This window comes from Vitreoscilla massiliensis (assembly GCF_001457815.1).
In the GTDB taxonomy this organism is placed as follows: Bacteria; Pseudomonadota; Gammaproteobacteria; order Burkholderiales; family Neisseriaceae; genus Vitreoscilla; species Vitreoscilla massiliensis.
The window spans coordinates 127,241-143,840 of the sequence record NZ_LN898218.1; the positions used below are offsets into that span (position 1 = coordinate 127,241).

The 16,600-nt window shown below is 49.1% G+C and carries 16 protein-coding genes; 4 read left to right on the forward strand and 12 right to left on the reverse strand.

Annotation, left to right across the window (positions count from 1 at the left end):
• The first annotated feature begins 292 nt into the window (after nucleotides 1–292).
• From BN3003_RS18955 to BN3003_RS04685, 4 genes are all read left to right on the forward strand, one after another.
• Nucleotides 293–967, forward strand: a complete 675-nt coding sequence (locus BN3003_RS18955; RefSeq protein ID WP_058305576.1) for a response regulator transcription factor — start codon at nucleotides 293–295, stop codon at nucleotides 965–967.
• Between the two features lie 151 nt (nucleotides 968–1,118).
• Nucleotides 1,119–1,643: a menaquinone-dependent protoporphyrinogen IX dehydrogenase gene (gene hemG, locus BN3003_RS04675; RefSeq protein ID WP_058305577.1), complete on the forward strand. Its 525-nt coding sequence runs from the start codon at nucleotides 1,119–1,121 to the stop codon at nucleotides 1,641–1,643.
• Nucleotides 1,644–1,786: 143 nt separating this feature from the next.
• The gene (locus tag BN3003_RS04680) at nucleotides 1,787–2,416 is read left to right on the forward strand and encodes a ParA family protein (RefSeq protein WP_058305578.1); all 630 of its coding nucleotides are present in this window, start codon (nucleotides 1,787–1,789) and stop codon (nucleotides 2,414–2,416) included.
• A 723-nt stretch (nucleotides 2,417–3,139) separates the two neighbouring features.
• Nucleotides 3,140–4,483: a ferredoxin reductase family protein gene (locus BN3003_RS04685; RefSeq protein WP_058305579.1), complete on the forward strand. Its 1,344-nt coding sequence runs from the start codon at nucleotides 3,140–3,142 to the stop codon at nucleotides 4,481–4,483.
• Nucleotides 4,484–4,552: 69 nt separating this feature from the next.
• Here BN3003_RS04685 and BN3003_RS04690 read toward each other — a convergent pair whose 3' ends face one another.
• The 12 genes from BN3003_RS04690 to BN3003_RS04740 form a co-directional block, all read right to left on the reverse strand.
• Complete coding sequence (locus BN3003_RS04690; protein ID WP_058305580.1) at nucleotides 4,553–4,852, reverse strand: cyd operon YbgE family protein; 300 nt, start codon at nucleotides 4,850–4,852, stop codon at nucleotides 4,553–4,555.
• A 2-nt stretch (nucleotides 4,853–4,854) separates the two neighbouring features.
• Nucleotides 4,855–4,953: a cytochrome bd-I oxidase subunit CydX gene (gene cydX / locus BN3003_RS04695; protein ID WP_058305581.1), complete on the reverse strand. Its 99-nt coding sequence runs from the start codon at nucleotides 4,951–4,953 to the stop codon at nucleotides 4,855–4,857.
• An 11-nt stretch (nucleotides 4,954–4,964) separates the two neighbouring features.
• Nucleotides 4,965–6,104, reverse strand: a complete 1,140-nt coding sequence (gene cydB / locus BN3003_RS04700; protein WP_058305582.1) for a cytochrome d ubiquinol oxidase subunit II — start codon at nucleotides 6,102–6,104, stop codon at nucleotides 4,965–4,967.
• 3 nt (nucleotides 6,105–6,107) lie between these two features.
• The gene (locus tag BN3003_RS04705; RefSeq protein ID WP_058305583.1) at nucleotides 6,108–7,682 is read right to left on the reverse strand and encodes a cytochrome ubiquinol oxidase subunit I; all 1,575 of its coding nucleotides are present in this window, start codon (nucleotides 7,680–7,682) and stop codon (nucleotides 6,108–6,110) included.
• Between the two features lie 17 nt (nucleotides 7,683–7,699).
• Complete coding sequence (gene cydP, locus BN3003_RS18960; RefSeq protein WP_187119845.1) at nucleotides 7,700–7,855, reverse strand: cytochrome oxidase putative small subunit CydP; 156 nt, start codon at nucleotides 7,853–7,855, stop codon at nucleotides 7,700–7,702.
• 302 nt (nucleotides 7,856–8,157) lie between these two features.
• Nucleotides 8,158–9,051, reverse strand: a complete 894-nt coding sequence (locus BN3003_RS04710; RefSeq protein WP_058305584.1) for a LysR family transcriptional regulator — start codon at nucleotides 9,049–9,051, stop codon at nucleotides 8,158–8,160.
• A gap of 220 nt (nucleotides 9,052–9,271) precedes the next feature.
• Entirely contained in the window at nucleotides 9,272–9,628 is a 357-nt protein-coding gene (locus BN3003_RS04715) for a hypothetical protein (protein ID WP_058305585.1), read from the reverse strand.
• 583 nt (nucleotides 9,629–10,211) lie between these two features.
• Nucleotides 10,212–11,615, reverse strand: a complete 1,404-nt coding sequence (gene eat / locus BN3003_RS04720; protein ID WP_058305586.1) for an ethanolamine permease — start codon at nucleotides 11,613–11,615, stop codon at nucleotides 10,212–10,214.
• Between the two features lie 113 nt (nucleotides 11,616–11,728).
• Nucleotides 11,729–12,427 (reverse strand): gamma-glutamyl-gamma-aminobutyrate hydrolase family protein, encoded by a 699-nt coding sequence (locus BN3003_RS04725; RefSeq protein WP_058305587.1) that lies wholly within the window; start codon nucleotides 12,425–12,427, stop codon nucleotides 11,729–11,731.
• Nucleotides 12,424–13,584 carry an iron-containing alcohol dehydrogenase gene (locus BN3003_RS04730; protein WP_058305588.1) on the reverse strand — a complete coding sequence of 387 codons (1,161 nt, stop codon included), beginning with the start codon at nucleotides 13,582–13,584 and terminating at the stop codon, nucleotides 12,424–12,426. The genes BN3003_RS04725 and BN3003_RS04730 overlap by 4 nt, the downstream gene beginning before the upstream one ends.
• Before the next feature lie 63 nt (nucleotides 13,585–13,647).
• Nucleotides 13,648–15,036 (reverse strand): aldehyde dehydrogenase family protein, encoded by a 1,389-nt coding sequence (locus BN3003_RS04735; protein WP_058305589.1) that lies wholly within the window; start codon nucleotides 15,034–15,036, stop codon nucleotides 13,648–13,650.
• Between the two features lie 35 nt (nucleotides 15,037–15,071).
• Nucleotides 15,072–16,424 (reverse strand): glutamine synthetase family protein, encoded by a 1,353-nt coding sequence (locus BN3003_RS04740; protein WP_234333024.1) that lies wholly within the window; start codon nucleotides 16,422–16,424, stop codon nucleotides 15,072–15,074.
• Nucleotides 16,425–16,600 lie beyond the last annotated feature (176 nt).

Sequence of the window (16,600 nt, forward strand, 5' to 3'; positions counted from 1 at the left end):
TTTTCACGCCGCCAATATCCTACTTAAGGATGATTTTTATGGCATGGTGTTTGATTTTCACCTTTGCCACAGCAAAAGCACGGCAGTGCTGTATTTAGCGGAATTCATCACTGTACTCAATGCCTTACTCTCTGTATTTTTCCACTAATAAATCCACTTTAAGCGTAAAAAAAGTTTTACTTTTGTCAAATCAAGCGCTAATCTAGACACAGGTGAGAGCGTATCCATATCCAAACCAACGCGACAAAAACCCAATAAAAACAATAATACTGGCAACAAAGTGAGACACATCATGGAAAAACTGCTGCAACAATGGCATGAGGTATGCCAAGACTTTTACCAAGTACTGGCATTGAACTTGCCTTTTGATGGTTTGTTGTGTTTTGTGACCGATCGCAATACCCAAACTAACCGCTATGCCCAAGTCTTTGTCAACAACGATTCGGTACAGGAATACACCGCTTTCGCCTACCAATACGACCCCGTGCACTATACCCATTTGCCGCAAAACGAAGCCTCAATTTCATTTCTGAATCAGTATTCGATGAACGAAACCTATTTGAGCTTTTTGAATTTCTTCAATTTTCAAGACTCGGCCGAAATCATTACCCCACATCAAAATTTTCAGTTTGGCATCAGCTTGGTGCGTGACAAATTGCATCCCTTGTTTCAAAGCAGTGATTACGCCTATTTGGAAGCCATTCAAAAACTCAGTCTGCATTTCATCGGTAAAATGGAATTGCCCGCCAACAATGAACAAGCAGCGCCAGCTTTGACCAAAAAAGAAATGATGATTTTGAAAATGCTGTGCATGGGCCTGTCCAATCAGGAAATCGCCGACCAAGCGTTTTGCAGCATCACCACTGTCAAAACCTATGTCAGCCACATTTTGTACAAAACCGAGTGCAAAAACCGCCAGCAATTGATCAGCAAATACTATCCTGTGGCAATGAAATCACTGCATTAAGCCTTTATGGGCATGACCCTAACCGTTTACAGGCCGCATTGAGATATTTGATGCGGCCTGTAAACCACTTGCTTGCATGACTCCCATGCACAGCCCCAAGATAGTGGTTATAATGGCTTTTTCATGCACTTGTCGTCATTTGAGTCCCACCATGCACATTCTCATTCTGTATTCCAGCCGTTTTGGCCAAACCTTGAAAATCGCCCAAGCCTTAAAACACCAATGGCTGGATGCAGGCGCACAAGTGACACTGGCCAATTTGGAACACACTGCGGATTTGCATGTCGGTGATTTTGACAAAGTGGTCATCGGCGCTTCGATACGTTACGGCCATTTTGCCAAGTGCTTAGCAGAGTTTACCTCGGCGCAAGCGCCAGTATTGAATCGCCTGCCCAGCGCCTTTTTCAGCGTCAGCATCTTGGCCAACAAAGCACACAAATCTACCCCTGAAACCCATACTTACACGCGCAAATTCATAGAACAAAGCGCGTGGCAGCCCAAACACATCGGCATTTTTGCCGGTGAATTGGCCTACCACAAATACCATTTGGTCGACCGCTATTTGATGAAACTGGTGATGAAAATCAACAAAGGCGAAACCAATACCCACGCCCACATCGAATTCACCGATTGGAACAAAGTGCAGCAATTCGGCGCCGAAGTATTAAGCATGTAAGCGGTTTCACAATTGGAATGCGGCCTGTAAATGCCATCATGTTTTACAGGCTGCATGCACATGCAATAAATACGGCTGTGGTCAGCATACAGTCATCAAATAATGCTAAGCTAGACACAGGCAATTAACATAGTGTGGGATTGATGAAAACGATTTTGGTGGCGAATTTAAAAGGCGGTTGTGGCAAGACCATGACGGCGATTACTTTGGCAGCGGCTTTGGCCAATCGTGGCTTGCGTGTGGGTTTGGCCGATGCCGATCCGCAAAAATCGTCTTTGCAGTGGTTGAAATACCGCCCAGATACCGCCGCTCCCATCGTCGCCATTGATTGGCGCCAAGAAAAAGCCATAGGCGATGCGCCGAAAGACTTGGATTATTTGATTGTCGATGCCCCCGGTGCGCTGTCGGGTGAACATGCAGAATTGTTGGTGAGCGAAAGCCATGCTATTGTCACGCCGCTGCAACCGTCGGTGTTTGACATAGACAGCACCAAGCGCTTCTTGAAACACTTACAAGACATCAAACGCATCCGCAAAGGCAAGGTGAAAATCTTGCTGCTGGCCAACCGCCTCAAACCCAATACCACCAGTGTTGAAAACATCAAGGCTTTTTTTGCGCAAATCGAACAAAATCCAGCCGCCGCCATTTTGGAGCGCTCGTGTTACGACCAATTGGCGCAAGAAGGCTTAAGCGTGTTCGACAAAACCCAAAAACAATACGCCCAAGTACAAGATCAATGGCGGCCTTTATTGGCAAAAATCTTGGCGGATTGATGGCCACTTAGGTCAGTGATTAATCTAGCTGTGTCTGTATGCTCACATGCACATGCAACATTCAATGCTGTCGTCACATTATGATGTCTTATGCCGAATCACAGCGGCTTGGTGCCGCTGCTTAAAGGCAGTCAATTCAGCGACTAAGTCTAAGACCAACTCATTACGCACTTACTATACCCCGCCCCACAGCAACAAATCTTCTTCTAACTGATGGCAATCCTAAAACTGGTTTGCCTACCGTCATTGTGACTGCAAGGACATTGCTTTCGCATGGACTATCCATACCATTCTTACCTGCTTGATTGCTTGTATGAGCAATATAAGCGGCCTGTAAACCTGAAATAGGGTTTACAGGCCGCTTACACCTATTTATACAATAGGTTGTCTATCATGCAGATGCATCCAGTTAATTACGAGTGCCATACGCAGACTTTGTACCTGTCATCATCTGAGCGCTTATATTCACATCTTTATGTTGTGGTAAACCTCAGATTGATGCTCAAATTCAGATTTTTTATCAATGCTTTGTTTTAACATCTGTTCTCAGTTTTGCTGTATGCAACACTCTAAACCACAATTGTAATAATAATTAAAATCATTTACTAAATTAGCACTCTGGTTATATGCTGTTGCCTCTTAACGGCAGACGCCGCTAACAAACAGCATGAAACCTCGGCTTGTTAGAAACGAACTCGGACAAGCAGCGGTAAGGACGACACAATGAAAAATTTCAAAATTGCCTTCGTGGCAATTTTTTTGGTGGTAACTGCACTGTGGCTGATGGCGGACTCGCTATTACCGCACCCGTTAAACTTCTTCAGCTTTCGCAAACCGTTTATCCAATACTCGGGCATCATCGGTTTCACTGCCATGAGTGTGGCCACGGTATTGGCGCTGCGACCGCGCTGGCTTGAAGGCCGTTTGCACGGTTTGGACAAGATGTACCGCTTGCACAAATGGTTGGGCATCGCCGGTTTGAGTGCAGCAATCGTGCACTGGTGGTTTACCAAAGGCACCAAATGGATGGTGGGCTGGGGCTGGTTTGAGCGCCCTCACCGCCCCAAACGCGGCCTGCCCGATTTGAGCACGCTTGAAGGCTGGTTGCAAAGCCAACGCCATTTGGCCGAAACCTTGGGCGAATGGACGTTTTACTTTTTCGTCATCATGATGATAGTGGCTTTGTACAAACGCATTCCCTATCGCTGGTTTCAATACAGCCACCAATTAATGAGCGTTGTGTATTTGATTTTTGCCTTCCACTTTGTGGTGTTGATGAATTTTGACTATTGGCGTCAACCCATAGGCATGGTGATGGCGGTGTTGACGCTGTGCGCCGTTTGCTGCGCGTTATTGGCCTTATGCGGCAAAATCGGCAAGAAATACCGCCACACTGGCGTGATTTCGGCGCTGCAACACGACGGCATCAACCAAACCACCACTGTCGATGTCAGTGTCGCGGGCAACACTTGGGGCGGCCATCAAGCGGGGCAATTTGCGTTTTTGCGCTTTGATGGCCAAGACGGTGCGCATCCGTTTACCATTGCTTCGGCATGGCAAACACAAGCAGCCAAACTCACTTTTGTGATTAAGGAATTGGGCGATTACACCCAAGGTTTGCAGCAAAAACTGCGGACAAACATGCCTGTGCGCATTGAAGGCCCATATGGCCGCTTTACCTTCAAAGATACTTGTGACACGCAAATTTGGGTTGGCGCCGGCATAGGCATTACCCCGTTTATCGCCGCTTTGGAACAATTGCGCGCACAGCCACAAACCGAGCGCAAACACATTGTGTTATACCACTGTGTAAAACACATCAGCCGTGAGGCGCAGCAACAATTGCAAACTTTGGCCGAACAAGCACAGGTGACTTTGCATTGGTATCGGGATGAAATTGAAGGCTTGTTGTCCGCCGACACCATCGCCGGCCAAGTGCAACATTGGCACACCACCAGTGTGTGGTTTTGCGGACCGATGCCGTTTGGCGTGGCTTTACAAAAACAACTACAACAACACGGCATGTTGGGCAAGCAGTTTCACCAAGAGCTGTTTCATATGCGTTAAGTTATCGCAGCCATAAAAAAAGAGGTGATACATCGGTATCACCTCTTTGTTTTTTACCAGTTTACCGGTTTAGCGGAACCAATCCACATAACCCCACAGCATCAATACCCAACCAAGCAACGGATACATCAAATATCGAAATATCGGTTTTACAGGCCGATAACCAACTGCATGGGTAAAGCCAATGCTGGTGCCATACATGACCAACATCACCAAGCTGTGGCTGTAACTGCCATCCTCACCCAAAATGGCGGCGGGATGCAGCAACAGAATCAACGCTAACGGTGTGGCCAATAGCCATGACAGCAAGCGCCACGGCATTTTTGACCATGAGGTGATGGGTGCCGATTTAACCAAGCCAGCGTCCATATTCACTCATCCAAATGTTGGTGGTTTTCCAAATACAGTGCGCTGATAACACCGACAGCACACGCCAGTAACACGCCTAAAATCCAAGCAAAATACCACATTGCACGTTCTCCTAATACAAACCATGTGGGTTGGCATCGATGTCATGGCTGTGGATACGTCCCCACATTTTGACATAGCTCCACAAGGTGTAAATCAAAATCAGTGGTACGAAAATACAGGCCACCACAAACATCACGGTTAAGGTCAAATGGCTGGCGGTCGCATCCCACATGGTGAGGCTGGATGCCATGTCCAAGCTTGAAGGCAATAAGAATGGGAACAAGGCAAAACCGGCGGTTAAAATCGTGCCGATGATCATGATGCTGGTGCCCAAGAAACTCACGCCCGATTTGGATTTGATAAAGCCCAACAAAGCGAGCAAAGCGCCGACATAGGCCAATACCGGTGCCAACATAAACGCTGGGTAGGTACTGTAATTGTTCATCCAACCATGGTTACTGGCCGCCACGACTTTACCTAAAGGATTAATCGGGGCATTGCCATCGATGGCCGAGGTAATGGCATAGCCTTCAATATTGCCAAACGCCAACCACAAACCGACCACGCTGAACACCAACAAATACACGGCAGTAAAGATTTTACCCAAATTTTGTGAGCGCAATTCCACTTCTTTCTCAGTGCGCATTTGCAACCACGAGCAACCGTGGGCACACAACATGGCAAAACTGACGATCCCACACAACAAGGCAAATGGGTTCAGCAAGGCCCAGAAACTGCCGTGGTAAGTTGAGCGCATCAATTCATCCAATTGAAATGGCACGCCTAAGAACAGGTTGCCAAACGCCACCCCAAACACCAGTATTGGCACCGCGCCACCGATGCACAAAGCCCAGTCCCAAGCTGTGCGCCAGCGGGTATTGTCCAATTTAGAACGGTAATCAAAGCCTACAGGCCGCAAGAACAAGGCAAACAACACCAATAACAAGGCCCAATACATGCCTGAGAATGCCACCGCATACACCAGCGGCCATGCGGCAAACAAGGCACCGCCGGCGGTAATGAACCACACTTGGTTACCGTCCCAATGTGGGGCGATGGAGTTGATGCAGGCGCGGCGTTGTTGGTCGGTTTTACCCACAAACGGCATCACCACCATCGCGCCCATGTCAAAGCCATCGGTGAGCGCAAAGCCTATGAGCAAGACCCCGATTAACACCCACCAAATCACGCGCAATAATTCGTATTCCATGTTTTACTCCTTGCTGGCTGCAACTGGGTTTTCGGTTTCAAAATGGTATTTGCCTGTGTGCAAACTGCTCGGTCCCAATTTGCAGAATTTCACCATCAAATACATTTCTATGATGAGCAACACGGTGTAAAACGCCACCAAAGCGGTAATCGAACCCCACACATCGCCGGCGCTGATGCTGGACACTGACAAATGCGTTGGCAAGACTTCGGCAATGGTCCACGGTTGACGACCATATTCGGCCACGATCCAACCGGTTTGTGCCGCAATCCAAGGCAAAGGCAAGCTGAACAAGGCAAATTTCAACAACCAAGTGCGTTTTTCAATATTGCGTTTCACCACCGCATACACCGCCAATACCATCAACAACAACATGCTGAAGCCACACAACACCATCACGCGGAAAGACCAAAACAACGGTGCGACTTTCGGGATGGAATCTTTCACAGCGGCCTGTACGTGCGCCTCAGTGGCATCGACCACATTCGGTGCGTATTTTTTCACCAATAAGCCATAGCCCAAGTCTTGTTGGCGCGCTTTAAAGTCCGCCAACACTTGCTCAGATTTGTCGCCCGCTTTCAATTGTTGCAACAAGCCATAAGCGACCATGCCATTGCGAATGCGCACTTCATGATTGACCATCAAGTCTTTCAGGCCGACCACTTGTTTGTCCAAAGAACGCGTGGCGATGATGCCCATCACATACGGTATCTTGATGGCAAAATCGTTTTTCATTTCCTCTTGGTCAGGAAAGGCAATCAGGTTAAACCCAGCCGGCGCAGGCTCGGTTTCCCATTCGGCCTCAATCGCCGCCAATTTCACTTTTTGCACATCACCGATTTCATAACCGGATTCGTCACCCAACACAATCACCGACAAGGTTGAAGCCAAGCCAAATGCGGCAGCAATGGCAAACGAGCGGCGTGCAAACGGCAAATCGCGTTTTTTCAACAGGTAATAACTGGAAATGGCCAACACAAAAATCGCCCCAGTCACATAACCGGCAGAAACCGTGTGCACAAACTTCACTTGCGCCACGGGGTTAAAGATTAACTCCGAAAAACTGCTCAACTCCATGCGCATGGTTTCAAAGTTAAACTCGGCACCGACAGGATTTTGCATCCAACCATTGGCAATCAAAATCCACAAAGCCGACAGATTGGAGCCCAAAGCCACCAACCAAGTCACGCCCAAGTGTTGAAATTTGTTCAATCTGTCCCAGCCAAAAAAGAACAGACCGATGAATGTGGACTCCAAGAAAAACGCCATCAAGCCTTCAATGGCCAACGGTGCACCAAAAATATCGCCCACATAATGTGAGTAATACGCCCAGTTGGTGCCAAACTGGAATTCCATGGTCAAGCCCGTGGTCACGCCTAAGGCAAAGTTAATCCCGAATAATTTCCCCCAAAACTTGGTCATGTCTTTGTAAATTTCTTTACCCGAAATGACGTAAGTGGTTTCCATGATGGCCAAAATAAAAGCCAAACCCAATGTCAATGGCACAAAAATAAAGTGGTACATTGCGGTCATTGCAAATTGGAATCTGGACAGGTCTACAACGGCTTCTGATATCATTTGTTTGTCCTAAATATTTATTGATCAGTCCCAAGTAAATGTTGTTGTACTTCTGGTGTGTAATTTTTAGGAATGGTTGGCTTGTCAAACCAAACCGCTTTGATGGTCAACAACAGCGCGATTTTAATCACCAATATCACGGCAATTTCCTTAGCCAATCGATTTTTACGCATAGCGATACACTCTTTCGTCATATAAAACTGGCTGAATTGATGGCTACTTCATTATATCTATGCACATATTAATAAGACATGTGGCATATTGTCGCAGCAGACTGAGGGGACAAACAGATGAAGCAAAAACGCTAAGAAAAAGAGCAACGATGAAACCACGACGGCTTCATCTTAGTACAAATACATACTTAAATGGAATTTTTAACAAATAAAACAGATAGATTAAGTAACAAGCGGCCTGTAACAGTAACCCACATTGCATGAAATCACTATTGCAGCTGCCTTACAGGCCGCATCAAGCATTAATCACTGTGACGCAACACATCCAATAATTTGACGAAGCCAATCGACTCGCGCAAGCGACTGGGAAAATAGATGAAATACGGCGGCAAGGTCACGCACTTGTCTTGCATCATCGTCAATAAATCCCCCACGGATATGGCATCCGCGACCAACGCACTAGGCAAATAGGCCAAACCATAACCGGCTATCGCCGCATCCAACACATGGTGCATATTGCTGAAGGTCAGACGGCCATTGACGTGAATTTTGACCTCACGCTTTTTCTCGACAAACTTCCATGTGTACAACATGCCCCCTTGTTTGGGTAAACGCTGATTGATGCACACATGTTTGACCAAATCTTTGGGCTTTTGTGGTAAATCACGTCCTTCTAAATATTTGGGCGCACCGACCAACACCATTTTAACAGGCGCGCTGATTTGCACGGTTTCCAAATCTTTGGCAATCAAATCGCCACGGCTGATGCCGGCATCACAGTGGTTTTTGCTGATGTCGGCTTCGCCATAATCGGAAACCACATCGATGTGGATGTTTGGGAATTCTTGTAAATACGACTGAATTTTTGGCCAAAACAAGCTGTGGATGACAAAATCGTCGGCGACAATGCGAAACGTACCACTGGGCTTGTTTTTGGTGTCGATGATTTGATTGAGACCGCGTTGAATTTCTTCTACCGCAGGGCCTATCAAGGTGATGAATTGTTCGCCGGCTTCGGTTAAGGCCAAACTGCGCGTGGTGCGGTGCAGCAGTTTGATGCCCAGTTGGTGCTCCATCTTACTGATGATTTGACTGAGCGAGGCTTGCGAAATGCCCAAAATGGTTGCGGCACGGGTGATGTTTTGTTCACGCGCGACCACCATAAAAGCATGTAAATTGTTTAAACGTTCTTGCATAATCGTTTTCCAGCATGGGCTTTTTAACACGCATTTTATCGCAACAGCCGCTCAGTCTGCACCTAACTTAGCCTCTTCATTAAGCTTGGAAAAGCTTGCTGCAAACGGCATTGCGCTTGCAGTCGCACACAATGTAGCAATGGATACAAACACTTAAAAACATAAAAAGCCATGCATACTTTGGTAATATACATGGCTTTTTACAGTACGGTTAACACAATTATTTCAAGGCTTTTTCTACTGCTGTCAAAGCACGACGAGCCAAGGCCAAGTTTGATTTGGCTTTATCCAATACGAAATACAAGAACAAACCATTTTGTTTGCTGACAGGACGCAACAAATGGTATTGCTCACCCAAAGTAATCAAAATATCGTCGATGGTGTCATTCAAACCCAACATGCCCATGGTTTTCATTTTAGCGCGCACCACTTCAGTATTACCTGCAGCAGCAATCTCCAAATCCACAGACGAATTACCACCACCAGCCAACAACATACCGCTAGAATAATCCACCACAGCAGCTGCCAAAGCACCGTCTGTTTTCAACAACTCTGTTACGCATTCATTGTAATTCATAATGTATTCCCATCTGATTTATTGGAAAAGGTAATATATTGTATTTTAAACTTTATGCTTATACAAAATATATTTGTAAGCATACTGATTTAAATCATGAAATATTTCCCACAATTGTGGTAAAGAGCGCACTTTCACAGTTTTGATTCTATACTTCAGAACCCAAGCCTAAACTCAGCATTTTGGCTGGTAACACCAAAATATTTGTTCTGTTTTCAAACAGATAAAAACCTCATCGCGGTTTGTTATCATGGCTTATATATACCTCGTTTTATGCCAAAATACTAAAGCTAAATGGTAATTTTTTCGGATATTCGCATTTTTAACACACTTGCAAGCCAGATTGCCCTCTTAATATGGGCACTGATTTCAGTCAAAAATGCCGATTTTTAGCCACCGACGACATGTTTCTGACACCACTTGCTGTTATTTACAGGCCGCTATGGTGGTTTCCATCATCATTGCTTATCTAGCTATGCGGTCTGTAAACACAGCATCGCTCTACACGAAACAAAACCGCCCATACAGGCGGTTTTGTCCAATACATTGCAAACTCAGTGTCCAACATACAAAACTGGCCGCATTACTCGGCCTTCTGTCCCAACATTTCATCCACCGGCGCGGCAGCACGTTGGCTGGCGGTCAAGCGGAAATACACATAACCCAATGCCAAGATGGCCAAGAAGATGATGAACACCACGGTATTGAACCAAGCCATGGCCAATAATGCGCCCACGGCGATGCTCAACGAAATCCATGGAAAGATGGGATACAAAGGCGCGGTAAACGGGCGCTCCAAATTCGGCTCAGTGCGGCGCAATTTCAACAGGCTTAACATGGCGATGATGTACATCAATAAGGCGCCAAACACCGACATGGTGATGATGTTGGCGGTCAGCGGTTGGCCACCGATGACAATCAAGCTGTCACTGAAGATGGCGATGATGCCCACGATGCCGCCCAAGATGACCGCACGGTGTGGTGTGCTGAAGCGGTGGTTCACTTTGGAGAAATACGATGGCATGTAACCGGCGCGGCTCAAGGCGAAGATTTGGCGCGAATACCCCATGATGATGCCGTGGAAACTGGCAATCAAACCAAACAAGCCCAACCACACCAACATGTGCAACCAACCACTGTTATGCCCTACCACCGCTTTCATCGCCTGTGGCAAAGGATCGTTCAAATTGGCCAATTGACGCCAATCGCCAACACCACCGGCAAAAAACATCACCCCCAAAGCCAAGGCCACCAAGGTCAAAATGGCACAAATATACGCTTTGGGTACGGTGCGGCGCGGGTCTTTGGTTTCTTCCGCTGCCATGGCCACGCCCTCAATGGCCAAGAAAAACCAAATCGCAAACGGTATCGATGCCAAAATGCCCATCCAAGCCGTGCCATTCAAAGCCTCGCCACCGGCCCAACCATTGGCAGTGAAATTGGCCATGGAAAACTGCGGCGCCACCACGCCCATAAACACCAGCAACTCACCAATGGCCAAGATGGTGACAAACAATTCAAAATTGGCAGCGATGCGCATGCCCAAAATATTCAAAGTCATGAACACAATGTAAGCCCCTACTGCCGCCACTTTCGGGTCTAACGCGGGGAATTGCACATTCAAATACGCACCGATGGCCAAGGAAATGGCAGGCGGTGCAAACACAAATTCAATTAAAGTGGCCATACCGGCAAAATAGCCGCCAGTCGGCCCAAAGGCACGCAAGCCATAGGCAAATGGCCCACCGGCATGTGGAATCGAAGTGGTTAACTCGGTATAGCTGAAAATAAACGTCACATACATCAAGGCGATGACGGCCACGGCAATCAAAAAGCCCAGCGTTCCCGCCGAAGCCCAACCATAACTCCAGCCAAAATAATCGCCTGAAATCACCAAACCTACGGCAATGCCCCACAAATGTATCGCTCCCAACGTGGGCTTCAGCTCCCGCACCACCTTGGTTTGATTGAGTTTTACTTCGCTCATGAGTCAGTCCTCCAAATGAGTGTATTGATGTTTGTGCTAAAACATGTCTGTTTGGAGGCCTAGCTACTCACCTCCCGCAATGCTGTGTATTCAACTTCAAGATGGCTTTCTGTTTATTTCTGTGCTTGTGTTACCAACCAATCGAACATTTGTTGTTGGCCGACATCGGCGGCGGCGGTGATTTCGGGATGCCATTGCACCGCCAACACATCATCGCGCCCCTCTAATTCCACTGCCTCTATCACTCCATCCGGTGCCCACGCCACCGCTTTCAGGCCGCATCCCAATTGGTCTATGGCCTGATGGTGCCAAGAAGCCGTGCTCACTTCCGTGCCTATGACTTTGGCCAACTCACTGTCTGCTGCCACTTTAATGCTGTGTTGGATAGGGTCGCGCGGCGGCGCTCGGTGCAGAACACTTTCGCCCACCACATCAGGCAAATGCACATGCAAAGTACCACCCAAGGCCGTGTTCAAAATCTGCATGCCACGGCAAATGGCCAAGACAGGTTTGGGCTGCTCTAATAAGGCTTGCATCAAAGCCAGCTCCATCGCATCGCGTTCAGGGCTTAAGTTGTAAATGGTTTCATGGCCGGCACTGCCAAACTCGGCAGGATTGATGTCACCCCCGCCGATTAACACCACCCCATCCAAGGCAGCCAACCAATCGCCGGCACAATCTGGGCACTGCCCAGACAACATCATCGGTACGCCACCCGCGCGCAATACTGCCTCCACGTACAACACTGGCGTGTGCCAACCGTGGGTCGCGCTGGCAGGGTAAGTCGTTAAACCAATAATGGGTTTTTTCATACGATGCCTTTCACCGCAGCGATGAAGATGGCTGTGTAATCTGCGGGGGTAAGATTGATGGGATTGCCACCGTCACTCGGGTCTAATTTGGCTGCGGCACCGATGTCAGCGGCGCGGCTGTCATCGATGCCGATGTCGCTTAAGCTGTGTGGAATGTTCAAATCAGCGCGCAAGCGCAAAATCCAATCCAAGAAACCAGTAAAAGAAGCGTCCTGTAAGCCAATATAGCGAGCAGCATCGCTCAAACGCGCCTCAATTGCCTCACGATTGCGCACCAACACATAGGGCAGCATGATGGCATTGGCCAAACCATGGTGGGTATCAAACACCGCCCCAATCGGATGCGACAGCGCATGCACACCGCCCAAGCCTTTTTGAAACGCGGTCGCACCCATGATGGACGCCGCCAACATGTTCGAGCGCGCGACGATGTCAGTGCCATCGGCGCAGGCTTGCGGCAGGTTATCGTGCACCAATTTCATCCCTTCCAAGGCCACGCCTTGCGCCATTGGGTGGTAAAACGGTGAACAATACGCTTCCAAATTGTGCACAAACGCGTCTATGCCAGTGGCCGCAGTCAAATGGCGCGGCAAACCCACGGTTAAAGCCGGATCGGCCAACACGATTTTGGGCAACATCAACGGATGGAAAATAATCACTTTGCGGTGCGCTTCTTCATCAATGATTAACGAAGCCCGCCCCACTTCCGAACCCGTTCCCGATGTGGTTGGAATGGCAATGCTGGGGGCCACGCCGGCGGTATTGACCCGCGTCCAATTGTCGCCCACGTCTTCAAAATCCCACAGCGGCCGCTGTTGCCCTGCCATCAAGGCAATCGCCTTGCCCACATCCAAGGCGCTGCCGCCACCGATGGAAACCACGCCATCGTGACCACCGCTGCGGTACAGTTCTACGCCTCGATTCACATCTGAACCACCGGGATTGGGGCGCACGCTGTCAAACAAGCCATAATCAGGATAAGCGGCCTGTAACAAGGCTTTGACTTCATCCAGCACCGGCAGCTTGGCCAAACCTGAATCGGTCACCAACAACGGTTTTTTCATGTGCAATTCTGCACACAATTGTGGCAATTCTTTGATGCGCCCCGCGCCAAAACGAATGGCAGTGGGGTAATTCCAATTAGCGCTTAAACTCATGGTGTGCATCCTCGTGTGGCAATTCAATGATTAAAAAAACAAAAGCTGTCAGTTGTTTGTGCCTTAAGCGACACGCAAATGGTAAGACTTGATGCGGGTTAACTGCGCATAGCCCAATTCTGACAGAGATATACCGTGCCCCGTGTCTTTCACACCCGTCCATGCCAAAGCAGGGTCGAGGTAATCGCAGCGGTTCATGAACACCGTGCCGGTGGCGATTTTTGCCGCCAAGGCTTCGGCCGCGGCCGCGTCTTGTGTCCAAATCGATGCGGTCAAACCGTAATCGCTGTCGTTCATCAAGCGGATGGCTTCGGCATCGTCTTTGACCGCCATGATGCCCACCACCGGCCCAAAGCTTTCCTCACGCATCACACGCATGTCATGGGTGACATCGGCGAGCACATGCGGCGCCAAATAAGCCGTACCTGCTTGGCTGGCGGGAAACTCAGCCTCATCAACCAAGCTTTTCGCCCCTTGTGCCACCGCTTCGGCAATTTGCGCGCGCACAAAATCCGCGGCCGAACTGCGCACCATGGGCCCCAAATTGGTGTTGGCATCGGTAGGATTGCCCAAGCGGTATTGCTTGGTCACCCTCACAAATTCTTGCAAAAACGGTTCATACACCGATTCGTGCACATAAATGCGCTCGATGCCGCAACAAGACTGCCCAGAATTGAAGAAGGAACCATCGACCAAATTTTCTGCCGCACTGGCCACATCGGCATCGGCGCGCACATAAGCAGGGTCTTTGCCACCCAACTCCAAGCCCGCACCAATAAAGCGTTTGCTGATAGCGGCCTGTACTTGATGACCGCCGTTAACAGAGCCGGTAAAAGCCACGAAATCCACCGCATCCGATTGCAATAAGGCATCGGTGTCGGCATGGTTCATGTGCAGGCTTTGAAACACACCGGCAGGCAAACCAGCAGCATCAAAAGCGGCCTGAAACAATTCCGCCACTTGCGGTGTTTGCGAAGAGTGCTTGAGCAAGACCACATTGCCCGCCGCCAACGCTGGCACGATGGCATTGACCGCGGTTAAAAATGGGTAATTCCACGGCGCCATCACCAACACCAGCCCTACTGGCTCACGGCGCAAAAAGCGTTTGAAGCCGGCTTTTTCTTCCGGCACGATGTCGGCCAAAGCCGCATCGGCGATGCTGAGCATGTAGCGGGCGCGTTCTTCCAAACCTTTGACTTCGCCGGGAGACTGGCTAATCGGCCGCCCCATGCTGTGGGTAATCGCCGCCGCCACCTCATCTTTGTGCGTCACCAACCAATCAATGGCCGCGGCAATTTTGGCTTTGCGCGCGGCCAAACCCAGTTCAAACCACGGCGCTTGTGCGGCTTGAGCGGCCTGTACCGCCGTTGCAATCTCCGCACTGCTGGCGTATTCGCGGCTGCACAACTCGCTGCCATCTATCGGGGTCACCACACTGAAACGTTCACTCATGACTGTCCTCGCTTAAAATGCCATCCACTACGGCATCAAATGATTTCGAAATAACGGTTGCGCTCCCAATCGGTCACGTGTTTTTGGAATTCGCGTTCTTCCCACTCACGTGTGGCGGCAAAATGGTCGACAAAATCGCTGCCCAACCACTCATTCGCCGCGCTCGAAGCGCGCAAACATTGCGCCGCTTCCCACAAAGTGCGTGGCAAAGTCAATTCCGGTGGCGGCGTGTGCGCATATGCATTGCCCGCAAACGCTTGGTGTGGCTCAATTTTGTGTTCTATGCCGTACAGGCCGGCTGCAAAAATGCTGGCAGCGACCAGATACGGATTGCAATCGGCACCCGGTACGCGGTATTCGATGCGTTGGGATTTGGGGCTGCCGGTGATGGCGCGGATGGCAGTGGTGCGGTTGTCCACACCCCACAAGGCTGAAGTCGGTGCCCAATAACCGGGCACCAAGCGGCGGTAGCTGTTGATATTGGGCGCATGGATGGCCATGTAGTCGCGCGCCAAGGTTTGCAAACCGCCGACAAACCAGCGCATTTCGTCGCTGAGATTGTGCGGTTTGCTGTCATCGTAAAACACGGTGCTGCCATCCAAACGCTGCAAAGACACATGCACATGGCCACCTTGACCAGAATGGCTTTCATCCCATTTGGCCATATAGGAAATCATGCGTTTTTGTTTTTGTGCCAATACTTTCGAGAAGGTTTTGAACATGGCGGCATCGTCGGCAGCGCGCAGCGTTTCCATGTTTTGCAAGGCGATTTCCAATTGACCGGGGCCGGTTTCCTCATGAAAGCCTTCAATCGGTATGTCCATGCCATTGCACACATCAATCAAACCTTCATAGAAATCATTGTTAACGGCGGTGCGCAAAATCGAATAGCCAAACGCGCCATCGCCCAGCGGTTTGGGCTTGAGAAAATCGCGCGCACGCAAATCACCATGCGCTTCATCGGTCACCAAGAATTCGTATTCAAAGCCAGCGTGGCCTGTAAAACCCATACTTTCGGCGCGTGCCATCACTTGCTTCAATATCTGACGCGGACACAAAGGCTGCATGCGTCCGACTACTTCGCCCGGCACTAAAATGGTGTTGTTTTCCAATGGCAACTCGCGCCACAATTCCGGCAATAAACGCACTTCCAAGTCGGCATAACCGGTAATCCAGCCCGACAGCTTGATGTTGTCAAACAATTGGTCGTTCACATCCCAACCAAACACCACATCGCAAAACGCGTAATTGCTTTCCAATGCCGCCAAAAACTTCGCCGCCGACATGAATTTGCCCGCCATCACCCCATCTATGTCAAAAAAGCCGACTTTGACATGGGTAATGCCGCGTTCACTGATCAAACGGCTGATGTCAGCCGCCGTATTCACATTCTCATTCCTTGTCGCCTTGGTCATAACGAGACTCCTCCAGTCGAATGGTGATGGCGCTTGGGTGCGACCACGCCTGATTTTCGCTCAGAATAATTATTATATTTTTCAATGTCAATACGTTTTTGTAACAAATATTACATCGCATTTGAGTATAAATGCGCTATAATTCATGC

Excerpts from the sequence above, each read along its gene's own strand:
- BN3003_RS04690 (WP_058305580.1), bottom strand. The coding sequence starts at position 4,852 with ATGGACGCTGGCTTGGTTAAATCGGCACCCATCACCTCATGGTCAAAA.
- BN3003_RS04680 (WP_058305578.1), top strand. The coding sequence starts at position 1,787 with ATGAAAACGATTTTGGTGGCGAATTTAAAAGGCGGTTGTGGCAAGACC.
- BN3003_RS04685 (WP_058305579.1), top strand. The coding sequence starts at position 3,140 with ATGAAAAATTTCAAAATTGCCTTCGTGGCAATTTTTTTGGTGGTAACT.
- BN3003_RS04705 (WP_058305583.1), bottom strand. The coding sequence starts at position 7,682 with ATGATATCAGAAGCCGTTGTAGACCTGTCCAGATTCCAATTTGCAATG.
- hemG (WP_058305577.1), top strand. The coding sequence starts at position 1,119 with ATGCACATTCTCATTCTGTATTCCAGCCGTTTTGGCCAAACCTTGAAA.
- BN3003_RS18955 (WP_058305576.1), top strand. The coding sequence starts at position 293 with ATGGAAAAACTGCTGCAACAATGGCATGAGGTATGCCAAGACTTTTAC.
- BN3003_RS04735 (WP_058305589.1), bottom strand. The coding sequence starts at position 15,036 with ATGAGTGAACGTTTCAGTGTGGTGACCCCGATAGATGGCAGCGAGTTG.
- BN3003_RS04710 (WP_058305584.1), bottom strand. The coding sequence starts at position 9,051 with ATGCAAGAACGTTTAAACAATTTACATGCTTTTATGGTGGTCGCGCGT.
- BN3003_RS04730 (WP_058305588.1), bottom strand. The coding sequence starts at position 13,584 with ATGAGTTTAAGCGCTAATTGGAATTACCCCACTGCCATTCGTTTTGGC.
- eat (WP_058305586.1), bottom strand. The coding sequence starts at position 11,615 with ATGAGCGAAGTAAAACTCAATCAAACCAAGGTGGTGCGGGAGCTGAAG.
- BN3003_RS04725 (WP_058305587.1), bottom strand. The coding sequence starts at position 12,427 with ATGAAAAAACCCATTATTGGTTTAACGACTTACCCTGCCAGCGCGACC.
- cydB (WP_058305582.1), bottom strand. The coding sequence starts at position 6,104 with ATGGAATACGAATTATTGCGCGTGATTTGGTGGGTGTTAATCGGGGTC.
- BN3003_RS04715 (WP_058305585.1), bottom strand. The coding sequence starts at position 9,628 with ATGAATTACAATGAATGCGTAACAGAGTTGTTGAAAACAGACGGTGCT.
- cydP (WP_187119845.1), bottom strand. The coding sequence starts at position 7,855 with ATGCGTAAAAATCGATTGGCTAAGGAAATTGCCGTGATATTGGTGATT.
- cydX (WP_058305581.1), bottom strand. The coding sequence starts at position 4,953 with ATGTGGTATTTTGCTTGGATTTTAGGCGTGTTACTGGCGTGTGCTGTC.